The organism is Acidaminococcus sp. CAG:542, assembly GCF_000437815.1.
Lineage (GTDB): Bacteria > Bacillota > Negativicutes > Acidaminococcales > Acidaminococcaceae > Acidaminococcus.
Genome location: NZ_FR902078.1, coordinates 8,376 through 22,895, shown reverse-complemented (window position 1 = coordinate 22,895; position 14,520 = coordinate 8,376). Strand labels below are relative to the sequence as shown.

11 protein-coding genes, 1 tRNA gene and 1 pseudogene are annotated in these 14,520 nt (G+C 58.2%); 12 read left to right on the top strand and 1 reads right to left on the bottom strand.

Going from position 1 to position 14,520, the window contains the following annotated elements; all coding sequences use genetic code 11:
- The 11 genes and pseudogenes from QVO43_RS06010 to glyS form a co-directional block, all read left to right on the top strand.
- A partial coding sequence (locus tag QVO43_RS06010; RefSeq protein ID WP_288174624.1) for a FecCD family ABC transporter permease occupies positions 1–445 on the top strand: 445 nt, incomplete at its 5' end.
- Positions 446–483: 38 nt separating this feature from the next.
- Positions 484–1,050 carry a flavin reductase family protein gene (locus QVO43_RS06005; RefSeq protein ID WP_022487645.1) on the top strand — a complete coding sequence of 189 codons (567 nt, stop codon included), beginning with the start codon at positions 484–486 and terminating at the stop codon, positions 1,048–1,050.
- A 186-nt stretch (positions 1,051–1,236) separates the two neighbouring features.
- Positions 1,237–3,627, top strand: a complete 2,391-nt coding sequence (gene ppsA, locus QVO43_RS06000) for a phosphoenolpyruvate synthase (RefSeq protein WP_022487644.1) — start codon at positions 1,237–1,239, stop codon at positions 3,625–3,627.
- Between the two features lie 88 nt (positions 3,628–3,715).
- Complete coding sequence (locus tag QVO43_RS05995; RefSeq protein ID WP_022487643.1) at positions 3,716–4,381, top strand: helix-turn-helix transcriptional regulator; 666 nt, start codon at positions 3,716–3,718, stop codon at positions 4,379–4,381.
- Positions 4,374–5,195, top strand: coding sequence for a pyruvate, water dikinase regulatory protein (locus tag QVO43_RS05990; RefSeq protein WP_347567405.1), 822 nt, complete (start codon positions 4,374–4,376; stop codon positions 5,193–5,195). Before QVO43_RS05995 ends, QVO43_RS05990 begins: the two co-directional genes overlap by 8 nt.
- Positions 5,196–5,293: 98 nt before the next feature.
- Positions 5,294–7,105 (top strand): DNA primase, encoded by a 1,812-nt coding sequence (dnaG, locus tag QVO43_RS05985; RefSeq protein ID WP_022487641.1) that lies wholly within the window; start codon positions 5,294–5,296, stop codon positions 7,103–7,105.
- 51 nt (positions 7,106–7,156) lie between these two features.
- A pseudogene (locus QVO43_RS10195) lies at positions 7,157–7,681 on the top strand (RNA polymerase sigma factor region1.1 domain-containing protein); the annotation flags it as partial.
- A gap of 54 nt (positions 7,682–7,735) precedes the next feature.
- Positions 7,736–8,932, top strand: coding sequence for an RNA polymerase sigma factor RpoD (gene rpoD / locus QVO43_RS05980; protein WP_374047541.1), 1,197 nt, complete (start codon positions 7,736–7,738; stop codon positions 8,930–8,932).
- 39 nt (positions 8,933–8,971) lie between these two features.
- Positions 8,972–9,046 (top strand) — tRNA-Ile (locus QVO43_RS05975).
- Positions 9,047–9,267: 221 nt separating this feature from the next.
- Positions 9,268–10,140, top strand: a complete 873-nt coding sequence (glyQ, locus tag QVO43_RS05970) for a glycine--tRNA ligase subunit alpha (protein ID WP_022487639.1) — start codon at positions 9,268–9,270, stop codon at positions 10,138–10,140.
- Positions 10,141–10,145: 5 nt separating this feature from the next.
- Positions 10,146–12,206, top strand: coding sequence for a glycine--tRNA ligase subunit beta (gene glyS / locus QVO43_RS05965; protein ID WP_022487638.1), 2,061 nt, complete (start codon positions 10,146–10,148; stop codon positions 12,204–12,206).
- Positions 12,207–12,392: 186 nt separating this feature from the next.
- Here the strand turns inward: glyS and QVO43_RS05960 are convergent, their stop codons facing one another.
- Positions 12,393–13,274 (bottom strand): LysR family transcriptional regulator, encoded by an 882-nt coding sequence (locus QVO43_RS05960; protein ID WP_022487637.1) that lies wholly within the window; start codon positions 13,272–13,274, stop codon positions 12,393–12,395.
- A gap of 156 nt (positions 13,275–13,430) precedes the next feature.
- Between QVO43_RS05960 and QVO43_RS05955 the strand changes: the two genes are divergently transcribed.
- Positions 13,431–14,501, top strand: a complete 1,071-nt coding sequence (locus tag QVO43_RS05955; RefSeq protein ID WP_022487636.1) for a tartrate dehydrogenase — start codon at positions 13,431–13,433, stop codon at positions 14,499–14,501.
- Positions 14,502–14,520 lie beyond the last annotated feature (19 nt).

The following is a 14,520-nucleotide window of genomic DNA, read 5'->3' as shown; positions in this document are numbered from 1 at the left end:
CCTGGGGAACCTGGGAGTGGGCACCTGGCTCCAGGTGAAGCTGCTGCTGCCGGTGCTGGCAGGGGTGCTGGCCGTCCTGTGCCTTTGGGGCCGGCAGCTGAATGTGCTGAGCCTGGGCGAGGAACAGGCCCTGTCCCTGGGAATGGATGCCCCCTTCTGGCGGAAACTGCTGCTGGGGTGGCTGGCCCTTCTGATGGGACTTGGGGTATGCGCCGGAGGGAACATCGGTTTTGTGGGGCTCCTGGTGCCTCACTGCCTCCGGCTGCTGGCCGGACCGGACCATCGGACCCTGCTGCCGCTCAGCGCCCTGGGCGGGGGTCTGTTCCTGGTGTTCTGCGACAGCCTGGGCCGGCTGCTCCTGCCGGGGGGAGAGATCCGGGTGGGGATCATTACAGCTCTGTTCGGGGCCCCCTACTTCCTCTGGCTGCTGTGCCGGAAAAAGTGACAGTTATGGTATAATGGAACCAAAGGAGTGTGATATCCATGCGGAAAGATTTTGGCGCAAAGCCCCTGACCTATCCTCAGCCGGTGTACATGATCGGGACCTATGATGAACAGGGTGTGCCGGATGTGATGAATGCGGCCTGGGGCGGCATCAGCAATGATACGGAGATTTCCTTCTGCCTGGCCCGGACCCACAAAACCGTGGCCAACCTGAAGAAAACAGGAGCCTTCACCGTGAGCATGGCCACGGAAGACCAGCTGGCGGCCTGCGATTACCTGGGACTGGTTTCCGGGAACAAGGTACCGGACAAAGTGGCCCGGGCCGGATTCCATGTGGAGAAATCCAGCCGGGTGAATGCCCCCATCATTGCGGAACTGCCCATGGTACTGGAATGCCGGGTAAAGAGCTATGATGAGGAAAACGAGCGGCTGGTAGGCGAGATCCTCAACGTAAGCGCTGACGAAAGCATCCTCACCGACGGGAAAATCGACCCGGCCAAACTCCGTCCCCTGGTGCTGGATCCGGTGAACCACACCTATCTGGTGGCGGAGCGCGCAGTGGGCAAGGCTTTCGCCCACACGGAAGCGCCGGGAGAAACAAAATAACATTTCAAAGCCAGCGGTGCTGGCTTCCTTGGGCCGTTGACTGTTGACGGCTGACCGCTGACCGGGGTCTGCTGCATTGGCAGCAGGCCTCCTATTTTTTCTCTTGATTATGCCGCATCATAGTGATATAGTATACACTATATCGAGGATATAACCGCCAATAGCGTAGAGTAAAGGAGCGATATTATGGATAAATCCAAAGCATACCTGTTGTGGTTCGAACAGCTGGAACGGAAAGATGTGGACATTGTAGGGGGCAAATCTTCGTCTCTGGGGGAAATGACCTCCAAGACTGATGTGCCGGTTCCCTACGGATTTGCCACAACCGCCTACGCCTACCGGTACTTCATCAAAGCAACCGGCCTGGAAGAAAAAATGCGCAGCCTGCTGGCCAGCCTCACCGATGTGGAGGACAATGAACAGCTGAGCACCGTGTGCGGTCAGCTCCGGGCCGCCATCATGGAACAGGAAATGCCCCAGGATCTCCAGGATGCCATCCGGGAAGCCTACGGGGAACTGGCGGCCAAGGTGGGGGAAGCCCAGCCCTATGTGGCCGTTCGCTCCAGTGCCACTGCAGAAGACTTGCCCGACGCCAGTTTCGCCGGCCAGCAGGATACCTATCTGAACGTCCAGGGAGCCGACAGCGTCATCGCCAAGGTGAAGGAATGTTACGCTTCCTGCTTTACGGACCGGGCGGTGTACTACCGGGAAAAACAGGGTTATGACCATCTGTCTCTGGCCCTTTCTGCCGTAATCCAGATGATGGTGTTCTCCAAGGCCGCCGGGGTCATGTTCACGGTGAACGTGGCCAACGGGGACGACAAAAACATCATGATCGAAGGAGCCTGGGGCCTGGGCGAATATGTGGTAGGGGGCATCGTCACCCCGGATACCTACATCGTATCCAAGGATGACATGAAGATCCTGTCCGCTACCGTCAACGAACAGGATGTGATGCTGGTCCGGAAGAAGGGCGGGGATACGGAAGAAGTGCCGGTGCCGGAAGCCGACCGGAAACGCCAGACCCTGACCAACCAGCAGATCCTGGAACTGGCCGGATACGCCAAGAAAATCGAAGCCCATTACGGCTGCTACATGGATATGGAATGGGGCATCGACGAACGGGACGGGAAGATCTGGATCCTCCAGGCCCGTCCGGAAACCGTATGGTCCCGGAGAAACAAGGAAAAGAAGGCGGCGGAAAAAATGGAAGAACAGGATACCAAGAGCGCCAAGGTACTGGTGAAAGGCCTGCCGGCCAGCCCGGGCATGGGCTACGGCAAAGTCCATGTAATCAAGGACCCCTCCGATATCGATGAATTCAAGGACGGGGAGATCCTGGTCACGGAAATGACCGCGCCGGACTGGGTGCCGGCCATGAAGAAGGCCCAGGCCATTGTCACCGACAGCGGCGGCATGACCTGTCATGCTTCCATCGTTTCCCGGGAACTGGGCATCCCCTGCATCGTGGGCACCAAGAGCCGGGGCACCGCAGCCACCAGCCTGCTCCACACCGGAGATGAGATTACCGTGGACGCCTCCAACGGGGTGGTGTTCGCCGGCAACCTCCAGGTGAAGAAAGCGGCAGCTGCCGCAGCACCCCAGACCCAGATCGTGGCCCAGGAAACCTTCCCGGTCACCGGCACCAAGATTTACATGAACCTGGGTGACCCGGCCCTGGCGGAAAAATACAGCAGCCTGCCCTGTGACGGCATCGGCCTCATGCGGGAAGAATTCATCTGGACCACCTACATCCATGAACATCCCCTGTATCTGATCCAGTCCGGCCATCCGGAAAAAGTGGTGGATGCCCTGGCTGACGGGTTCCGGAAAGTCTGCGCCGCCATGGCACCCCGGCCGGTGACTCTCCGGTTCAGTGATTTCAAATCCAGCGAATACCGGGATCTGAAAGGCGGGGAAGCCTTCGAACCCCACGAACCCAGCGCTCTTCTGGGCTGGAGAGGAGCCTCCCGGTACTATGATCCCAAATACACCGCCGCCTTCCGGCTGGAAATCGCCGCAGTCCGTAAAGTCCGGGAAGAATACGGGCTGAAGAACCTGAACGTGATGATCCCCTTCTGCCGCACCGTGGACGAAGCCCGGAAAGTGGTGGAAATCATGGCGGAAGAAGGACTCCACAGAGGGCCGGACTTCAAGGTATGGCTCATGGCGGAGATCCCGGCCAACATCATCCTGGCGGATCAGTTCAACCAGTTCGTGGACGGCTATTCCATCGGGTCCAACGACCTGACCATGTTGACCCTGGGCTGCGACCGGGACAACGATGTGATCTCCCACCTGTTCGATGAACGGAACCTGGCGGTGAAACGGGCCATCCGCCACCTTATCGATGTGGCCCACCGGGATGGGAAGACCGTGTCCCTGTGCGGCCAGGCTGCCAGCGTCTATCCGGAATTCGCCGCCTTCCTGGTCCAGAGCGGCATCGACAGTATGTCCGTAAACCCGGATGCGGTGAAATTCACCAAAAAGATGGTGGCCCAGGTGGAACAGCGGCTGATCCTGGACAAACTCACCGGACGGGGCCGGAACCTCCACGAGGAAGAACTGGCCTGGTAATAAAAAGGGGGTGTGAATTCTTTCACACCCTCTTCTTGCACCCTGTTGCTTTTTCTTCTATAATGAGACTGAATCCAAGGGAAAGGAGATGAGTCCCATTCCTCTCAGTGCTAGACAGCGGAAAATTGCGGAAATCGTACGGCAGGAGGGCCCGGTGGCCGGGGAAACCATTGCCCGGGAACTGGGGCTCAGCCGGGCGGCCCTCCGGTCCGACCTGGCCATCCTGACCATGAGCGGCATCCTGGATGCCCGGCCCCGGGTGGGGTACTACTACACTGGCAAGAACACCCTGGGGCTCCTCCAGGAGGAACTGTCCTCCGTTACCGTGGAAGACATCAAATCCGTCCCCATTGTGGTGAGCAGCGAAAAAAGTGCCTATGATGCCGCCATTACCATGTTCCTGGAAGACGTGGGTACCGTATTCGTGGTGGAAGGGCCGGAAGGACTGCTCCACGGGGTGGTGTCCCGGAAGGACCTGCTGAAGGCGGCACTCAACCCCGGGTCCGACCTGCACCAGCTGCCGGTGGCCATGGTGATGACACCGCTGAGCAAAATCGTCACGGCCACGCCGGAGGAACCGGCGGCTTCGGCAGCCCGGCGGCTTATGGACCACGAAATCGACTGCCTGCCTGTGGTCCGGCCTCTGGATGAGGATCCCCGGCGGCTGAAAGTCCTGGGACGGGTGACCAAGACCAACTTTACCCGGCTCCTGGTGGAGCTGGCGGAAGGAAAGGGAGGGAATTATCATAGCTAAAGCACCGATCATCTATGCCATCTCTGACTCCATCGGAGAAACTTCGGAATCCGTGGTGAAAGCCACCACCAGCCAGTTTGTCCAGGAGAAATTCGATATCATCCGGGTGCCCTACGTAAAGAGCGTGGAGCAGATCGACAAGATCCTCACGGAAGCCAAGGAACAGAATGCCATTGTGTGCTACACCATCGTGTCCCCGGAAATGCGGAAGGCAGTGGCCCAGAAGGCCATTGAACTGGATGTGGAAGTGGTGGACATCCTGGGTCCTGTGCTGAAGGCCATCGAGAAGACCTCCGGGCTCCTGCCCAAGAACCAGCCCGGCCTGATCCATGCCCTGGACCATGAATACTTCAAACGGGTGGCGGCGGTGGAATTTGCCATCAAGTACGATGACGGGAAGAACCCCTGGGGACTGGCCAAGGCGGACCTGGTGATCATCGGGGTGTCCCGGACTTCCAAGACCCCTCTTTCCATGTACCTGGCCAACAAGCAGCTGAAGGTGGCCAACGTGCCTCTGGTGCCGGAGATCCCGCCTCCTGAGGAACTGTTCAAGGTGCCTTCCAGCCGGATCATCGGTCTTTTGATCGACCCCTACAAGCTCAACGAGATCCGCTGTGCCCGGCTCAAGGCCATGGGGCTCACTGACGGGGCCAACTATGCGGACATCCACCGGATCCAGGAGGAACTGGAATACGCCCGGGCCATTATGCAGCAGCTCCACTGCATGATCATCAACGTGTCCAACCGGGCCATTGAGGAAACCGCCAGCCTGATCCTGGAATATCTCCGGAAACGTTTTGACTACGAATCCTGAAAAGGGATTTTGTCAAGAGGAAATTTCTGTATTAGCAGGAATTTCCTCTTTTTTGTCGAATACATACAGTACTGCAGGAGTGAAGAAGGAAGGATCCCATGGATGAACTGAAAGAAAAAATGACCAATTTCAAAGAGCAGGTGCGGCAGGCCGCGGATATCCTGGCCATCGTTTCCGAAACGGTGAACCTGAAGCGCCGTGGCACCCAGTACTGGGGCTGCTGTCCCTTCCATGGGGAAAAGACTCCTTCCTTCAAGGTGGATCCGGCCCGGGGGCTGTTCCACTGCTTCGGCTGCGGGGCCGGGGGAGATGTGTTCTCCTATGTGATGAAGCGGGACAATCTGACCTTCCCGGAAGCCCTGAAGCAGCTGGCGGAGAAGTACGGGATCCCGGTGCCGGAACGGGCCAAATCCGCCCGGGAAATCGCCCGGGAAAAGGAAACGAAAGAAGTGCTGGCCGCCAACGACCTGGCTTCCCGGTTCTTCCACTCCTGTCTGGTGAACACCCGGTACGGGGAGCGGGGGATCCAGTACCTGGCCGGCCGGGGCATCGGGAAGGACATTATCGAGTCCTTCGGCCTGGGGCTGGCCCCGCCGGATTTCCAGACTCTTTCCACCGCCCTGGAAAAACGGGGGGTGACGGAAGCCGTGCTGCTGAAGGCGGGGCTGGTCAGTCCCAGGCAGCGGGGCACCGGAGTCTACGATAAATTCCGGGCCCGGGTAATGATTCCCATCCGGGATCCCCGGGGCCGGGTGGTAGGCTTTACCGGCCGGATCCTGGACAAGGACGCCTCCCCGGCCAAGTACATGAACACCCCGGAAACCCCCTGGTTCCACAAGGGAAATCTGCTGTTCGGCCTGGATCGGGCTTCCGGCCCCATCCGGAAACGGCAGCAGGCCCTGATCGTGGAAGGACACATGGACGCCATCAGCCTCCATGCCGCCGGCATCGACTGGGCGGTGGCCTCCATGGGTACGGCTTTTACGGACCATCAGGCGGCCCTGTTGAAGCGGCTCACCCCGGAAGTGGTCTTCTGTTTCGACAGCGACCGGGCCGGACGGGCGGCGGCCATGCGGGCCATTCCCCTGGCCCTCCAGGCCGGGCTCAAATGCCGGGTGATGCATGTGACCGACGGGAAGGATCCGGACGAATTCATCCGAAAGGAAGGCAGGGAAGCCTTCGAGGAACTGCTGAAGAATGCTAAACCGGGCATGGACTACCAGATGGATACGGTGCTGGGAGAATGTGATCTGGAGACTCTGGGAGGCAAAGTGGAAGCGGTGGCCAAAGTGCTGCCCCTGTTCCGGGACTGCCAGAGCGACGTGGAAGTGGGGGAACGGATACGGGATCTGTCCCGGCGGCTGGCCATTGACGAAGGGCTGATCCAGAGCGAATACCGGAAGCTGACCCAGGGTCAGTTCGGGGGCCGGAGCTACAATCCGGAATGGCTCACCCAGCGGCAGGTGAAGGTGACCAGCCCTACGGAACAGGCGGAACGGCTGGTGCTCCGGGCTTTCCTGGAAGGAATCCCGCCCCGTCCGGGCCAGGAGGGCATCGCCCATCTGGAATCCTTCACCACCCCGGCCCGGCAGGCCATTTTCACCACCTTCCTCCGGATGGTCCAGGAAGGGACCTACCGGGATCCCCGGGACCTGTTCCCCCATCTGGAAGAAGAGGGAGCGGCAGAACTGACGGGGATCCTGAGCCTCAATGTGGAAAAGGGCACCCTGCCCTCCATCCTGGAGGACTGCCTCCGGCGGCTGCAGATTGCAGCCCTGGACCGGGAATATGAAAAACACAGCCAACTGGCGGAAAAATATGAAAAAGAGGGAAATGAAAAATTTTTGCAGGAATTAGAAGAATGTCGGCGAATAAAATTGGAGATAGGAAAATTGACAAAACCGGTATGAAGCCGGGAAATGCAGATTTTTCTCATTTGAAAGAAAGGAGGGAACGCCCCAATGACTGAAAAAGAAAAGAAAGAATTGGAGCCGCAGCTGACTGCCACGGCAGCAGAGAAAGGACAGAGTGAGGCCCAGCCCACGGCAGTGGGGAAAGCCAAGGCTGCTCCCAGAAAGAAGAAGGCGGCAAAAACCACGGGAAAGGCGGGTTCAGGAACGAAAACCAGAAGCAAGGCAGGCAAGAAAGACAAACCCAAAACCGCGGCGGAATACCTGGCGGAATTCGAAGCGCTGGCCAAAAAGAATCACGGCGTTCTCACCTACAAGGAAATCCAGGACCGGCTGCAGAACGAAGACACCGTCTCTGTAGATGAGATGGATGCCATCTATTCCAAACTGGCTGAAAAGAACATTGAAGTGGTGGATGACGGAGCCGAAGATGAGGAACCGGAAACCATCGATGAAGACGAACTGAAAGTGGACGAATCGGAACTGGCCAACCTGTCCGTTCCGGAAGGGGTCATTGTGGATGACCCGGTCCGCATGTATCTGAAGGAAATCGGCCGGGTGCCTCTTTTGGCCGGGGATGATGAAATCAAACTGGCCAAACGGGCCGACAAAGGCAACCAGGCCAAAGTCATCCTGAAAGGGGACAAGCCGGACGGGGAATTCCCGCCGGTGAACAAACGGCTGTCCATCGGCAAGCTGCTGGACGAGGCCAATGAACTGCTCACCAGAGAAGGCATCTGGGTGGACAACCGGAGCGTTTCCCTGACCTACCGGAAGGCCCAGCTTCTGTCCAATACGGATCACATCCTGGATACGGAAGACTACCAGAACCTGGTGAAGGCTTTCACCATGGACGAAAAGAAGCGGCTGAACCGGCTGCTCCAGGAAAACAAATACAAGGTGGCCCATACGGTGAAGTCCGTCCACCCGGACGATCCGGCGGAAGAAGCCGAGGAAAGCACCCTGGGGACTCTCCAGGAACTGTTTGCCGTGATCGACGACAAAGCCCTCCACCAGAAAGTGGATGAGGAAACCAAGAGCAAGATCGAAGAAGCCAAAAAACGCTTCAGCCGTCTCCTCCACCGGATGGAATTCTGCGGGGACAACGCCAAGAAATGCCTGTCCGAAGCCAACCTCCGGCTGGTGGTCAGCATTGCCAAACGGTATGTGGGCCGTGGGATGCTGTTCCTGGATCTGATCCAGGAAGGGAACCTGGGGCTGATCAAGGCTGTGGAAAAGTTCGATTACAACAAGGGATTCAAGTTCAGTACCTACGCCACCTGGTGGATCCGGCAGGCCATTACCCGTGCCATTGCCGACCAGGCCCGGACCATCCGGATCCCGGTGCACATGGTGGAAACCATCAACAAGCTGGTCCGGGTATCCCGGCAGCTGCTGCAGGAACTGGGACGGGAACCGACCCCGGAAGAAATCGCCAAGGAAATGGACGTGCCTGTGGAACGGGTCCGGGAGATCCAGAAAATCGCCCAGGAACCGGTTTCCCTGGAAACCCCTATCGGGGAAGAAGAAGACTCTCACTTGGGAGACTTCATCGAAGACCAGGAGGCTCCGTCTCCGGCGGATGCCGCCTCCTACACCCTGCTCCAGGAACAGCTGGGCAAGGTGCTCCAGGAACACCTGAGCGCCCGGGAACGGAGAGTGCTGGAACTGCGGTTTGGCCTTATGGACGGCCGTACCCGTACCCTGGAAGAAGTGGGCCAGTATTTCGGGGTCACCCGGGAACGGATCCGGCAGATTGAAGCCAAGGCCCTGCGGAAACTCCGGAGCCCCAAACGGAGCAAACCCCTGAAGGAATTCCTGGAATAATTGACAGAATTTCCTTTTCTGGTTTATAATTTTAGCATTGGGCCTATAGCTCAGCGGTAGAGCCCCCGGCTCATAACCGGTTGGTCCAAGGTTCGAATCCTTGTGGGCCCACCAACTGAAAAATCCAGGCGGAACTTGACAAGTTCCGCCTGATTTGTTATAGTTCCTCTGTAATACGCAATGAGGGGGTTGGCATCCCTGAGCGTTCGCTTCACAAGAGAGGCCGCTTTCGGGCGGCAAACAGGGTGGAACCGCGGAACAACCTCCCGTCCCTGTAATGTAGAGTATCCTGTCTATATTACAGAGACGGGAGTTTTTGTATAGGAGGAGAGAAAATGGATTTTCAGACCATCATTTTGAACCTGCAGAAGTACTGGGCCAACCAGGGCTGCATCATGGCTCAGCCTTATGACGTGGAAAAGGGCGCCGGGACCATGAACCCGTCCACCTTCCTGCGGGTACTGGGGCCGGAACCCTGGAACGTGTGCTATGTGGAACCTTCCCGCCGTCCTGCTGACGGCCGGTACGGGGACAACCCCAACCGTCTGTATCAGCATCACCAGTTCCAGGTGATCATGCAGCCGTCCCCCAGCAACATCCAAGAACTGTACTTGGAAAGCCTGCGGGAACTGGGCATCCATCCGGAAGAACATGATATCCGGTTCGTGGAAGACAACTGGGAATCTCCCACCCTGGGGGCCTGGGGTATGGGCTGGGAAGTTTGGCTGGACGGGATGGAAATCACCCAGTTCACCTATTTCCAGCAGGTGGGTTCCATCGACATCAAACCGGTGGCTGTGGAAATCACGTATGGCCTGGAACGGCTGGCCATGTACATCCAGGGGGTGGAAAACGTCTACGACCTCCAGTGGGTGGGGGATGTGACCTACGGGGATGTGTTCCACACCAACGAAGTGGAACAGTCCCGGTACAGCTTTGACATCGCCGACATCGACCTGCTGTTCGACCTGTTCGACAAGTACGAAAAGGAAGCCAAACGGGTCATCCTCACCGGCAACATCCGTCCGGCTTATGACTATGTGCTGAAATGCTCCCACACCTTCAATCTGCTGGATGCCCGGGGCGCCATCAGCGTCAGCGAACGGACCAACTACATTTCCCGGGTGCGGGCACTGGCTCGGCTGTGTGCGGCGGCCTATGTGGAACAACGGGAAAAACTGGGATTCCCCATGCTGAAGAGAGGGTAATGGATATGGCAAATTTATTATATGAAATCGGAACGGAAGAAATGCCGGCCCAATACATGCCCGGCATCCTGAAGGAATACAAGGAACTGGCCGGGAAGAAACTGGCCGAAGCCCGGATCCCCTTCAGCACGGTGAAAGTGTACGGGACTCCCCGCCGGATGGCTTTCCTGGCGGAAGGGGTAGCGGAAAAACAGGAAGACTCCAATGTGGAAAGCAAGGGGCCGTCCCTGAAGATTGCCTTTGACAAGGAAGGGAACCCCACCCGTGCCGCCCAGGGATTTGCCCGGGGCCAGGGTGTGGATGTAAAGGACCTGGTCCAGAAGGACGGCTATGTGTATGCCGTGAAGCATCTGGAAGGCAAAAAGACCATCGACCTGCTGCCGGCCATCCTGGATGACATCCTCCATTCTCTGAACTTCCCCAAAACCATGCGGTGGGCTGACTATGATTTCGGGTTCGTCCGTCCTTTCCGCTGGATGGTGGCTCTCCTGGATGACCAGGTGATCCCGGTGGAAGCCAACGATGTAAAGAGCGGCAGAGAAGCCCGGGGCCACCGGTTCCTGAGCAACCATCTGATCACCATCCCGGACGCTGCTTCCTACGAAAAGACCATGGAAGACAACTTCGTCATGGTGGACGTGGACAAACGCCGGGAAACCATCCGGAAACAGATCGAAGACCTGGCTGTGGCCGAAGGAGGCAAAGCCGCCATTTCTCCGGACCTGCTGGAAGAAGTCACCTTCCTGGTGGAATATCCCACGGCACTGTGCGGCCATATCGATGACAAGTACCTGCGTCTGCCGGACTGCGCCATCATCACCCCCATGCGGGATCATCAGCGGTACTTCCCCATGTTCGACAAGGATGGGAAACTGATGCCAAAATTCATCACCGTCCGCAACGGGGGCAAGGAACATCTGGACATCGTGACCCACGGGAATGAACGGGTGCTCCGGGCCCGTCTGGACGATGCAGTGTTCTTCTTCGACAACGACCGGAAGAAATCCCTGGCCCAGCACCGGGAAGGACTCCACGAAGTGGCCTTCCAGCACGGCCTGGGGAATATGTATGACAAGACGGAACGGCTCCAGAAGCTGTGCGACGTATTGGTGAAAGCCACCGGCCTGGAAGCGGATGCCAAGGCCGTGGAACGGGCTGCCCTCCTGTCCAAGGCGGATCTGGTCACCGGCATGGTAACAGAATTCACCGAACTCCAGGGCACCATGGGCAAGGAATATGCTCTCCTGGACAAGGAAGGGGAGAAAGTGGCCCAGGCCATCGGGGAACAGTACATGCCCCGGTTTGCCGGCGATGAACTGCCCCAGAGCAACGAAGGCCGGATTCTGGCTGTGGCGGACAAACTGGACAACATTGTGGCCACCTTCAGCCGGGGCATGGCCCCCACCGGGTCCCAGGATCCCTACGCCCTGCGCCGTCAGGCTCTGGGCATCCTGAACATCGTGGCCGACGGCGGAGTCCACTTCCCGCTCCGGGCCGTACTGGCGGAAACCCTGAAGAACCTGCCGGTGGAAGTGGAAAACGAAGCCAAGCTGCTGGATGAAGTGGCCGACTTCTTCGCCCAGCGGGCCAAGAACATGCTGCTGGACAAAGGGGTCCGGTATGACGTGGTGGATGCCGTCCTGGCCGCTCCGGGACTGGACGACCTGGCAGACATCTTCGTCCGGGCCGATGCCCTGGCTGCTTATCTGGAAACGGATAAAGCCGCCGACAGCATCCAGGCCTTCACCCGGGTGGAAAACATCAGCAAGAACAATGTGGTGGAAGCCCCTGTGGATGCCGCCCTCTTCCAGGATGCCGCAGAAAAGGCCCTCTTCGAAGCTGTGGAAAAAGTGGCTGCTGCCACCGCTCCTCTGGCTGCCGACCGGAAGTACGCCGACCTGCTGGCTGCCAACGATGAACTGGCCGCACCCGTCAACGCCTTCTTCGACGCGGTGATGGTCATGGACAAGGACGAAAAAGTAAAGAACAACCGTCTGGCCCTGCTGAACCAGGTGAAGAAGCAGGTAAACCAGGTGGCAGATCTGAGCCAGCTGGTAATGAAATAAAGAACTGTCAGCTGTCCACGGTCAGCGGCCGTAGGAAAGGACCCGTTCCCCTGCCGGGAAACGGGTCCTTTTTTTGATTACCTATTAAATAAATCAGCCAAAATTATAATATAGTTGATTTACAATGTAAATCAAAAAGCTCACTGTGGACTGCTGACTAGAGACTGCAGACAGGTCCTGCTGTCCCTACCGGGGCCACCTATTTTCCACAAACTCCAAAAACCGCTTCAGGGCGGGGAACTGGTCCGGATCCCGGTTCCAGACGAAATTCACGTGGCCGGTGGCAATCTGGTTCACGGGGATGGCCACCAGGTTCTTTTCGTCCTGGGCAAATTCTTCAGAAAGAAAACCCAGGGCGGCCTGGTGGCGGATGTATTCCAGGATGGTGAATACCTGGGAGGTCTGGTGGAGGATCCGGGGGTGGACCTGGCAGGCGGCGAACAGCCGGCGCAGGTACCGGGTCTGGCCGAACTGGTCGGTGAACAGGACCAGCGGTTCATCCTCCAGGTCCTGCAGGTCCACGGAAGTCCGCCGGGCCAGAGGATGGTCCCTGTGGACGAACAGCATGAGCCGGCTGTCCTTCAAGACCCGGCAGTGGTAGGGGGCTTCCGGCAGATGGTTGGTGACGCACAGGGCCAGATCGATTTCCTGCTGGTCCAGCAGGGAATACAGGGTGGGACCGGTGGCTTCGGTGGTGATGATCCGCAGCTGGGGCCAGGCTTCCTGGAGAGCCCGGTGGAGACCGGGGAAAATGGTGTTGCCGCACATGGGAACCAGGCCGATCCGCAGCAGAGCTTCTCCGGAGCCCAGGGACCGGGCGGTGGCCTCAAGCTGTTCATACTGGTCCTGGAATTTTCGGGCCTGTTCCAGGAATACCCGGCCGGCAGGGGTCAGGGCCAGGGAATTGTGATGCCGTTCCCACAGGGCGGCCCCGCACTGGCCTTCCAGTTCCCGGATGGCTTTGCTGAGTCCGGGCTGGGTGAGGTGGAGCTCTTCGGCGGCCTTGGTGAAGTTCATGTACCGGCAGGCGGTGATGAAGTAGCGGATCTGTTCCGGGGTGATGGACATGATTGCCTCCTGATTCTTTGGGATTTGCCAAACTTTTCGTTGGTCAGACTGAATGACAGAAAGTTCACAAAATAATACTTTTGTATTATAGTAATAGCATGAAAAGGGCGGGTCCGTCCATGGCTTTTTGGATTCTGGAAGAAAGAAGGAACAGCAATGGAAAAGAAAATCTACAAAATCGCAGTGATCGGCGGCGACGGCATCGGGCCGGAAGTGCTGGCGGAAGGCATCAAGGTATTGAAACGGACAGCGGAACTGGACGGTTCCTTTGGCTTTGACTTCACCTGTTTCCCCTGGGGCTGCCAGTACTACCTGGAACACGGGGAAATGATGCCGGAAGACGGGATCGAACAATTGTCCCATTTTGACGCCATCTATTTGGGGGCTGTGGGTTATCCCGGGGTGCCGGACCATATTTCTCTCCGGGGACTTCTGATCAAGATCCGGAAGAGCTTCGATGAGTATGTGAACCTGCGGCCGGTGAAACTGCTGAAAGGGGCTCCCTGCCCTCTGGCGGGAGTGAAACGGGAAGACATCGACATGGTGTTCGTCCGGGAAAACAGCGAAGGGGAATATGCCGGGGCCGGTGCCTGGCTGTACAAGGACACGCCCCGGGAAGTGGTGATCCAGGACAGCGTGTTCTCCCGGTTCGGCACGGAACGGATCATCCGGTACGCCTATGACCTGGCCCGGAAGGAACACAGATCCCTCACCAGCATTTCCAAAGGGAATGCCCTGAACTATTCCATGGTGTTCTGGGACCAGATCTTTGCGGAAGTGGGGAAGGACTATCCCGATGTGGAAACCCATTCCTACCTGGTGGATGCGGCCAGCATGTTCATGGTGAAGGATCCCAAACGGTACGGGATCATTGTGTGCTCCAACCTGTTCGGGGACATCCTGACGGACCTGGGAGCCGCCATTTCCGGCGGCATGGGCCTGGCCGCCGGTGCCAACCTGAACCCGGAACGGAAATATCCTTCCATGTTCGAACCCATCCACGGCAGTGCTCCGGATATTGCCGGCCAGGGCAAGGCGAACCCTCTGGCCTCCATATGGTCCGCCAGCCAGATGCTGGACTTCTTCGGCCACAAGGACTGGGGCCGGAAGCTGATTGACATCATCGAGACCATGATGGTGGAAAAGAAAGTCCTGACTCCGGACATGGGCGGCACCGCCACCACCCAGGAAGTGGGAGATGAAGCTGTACGGCTGTTGGAAAAATAACAAAAGAGCTGCCGCGTCG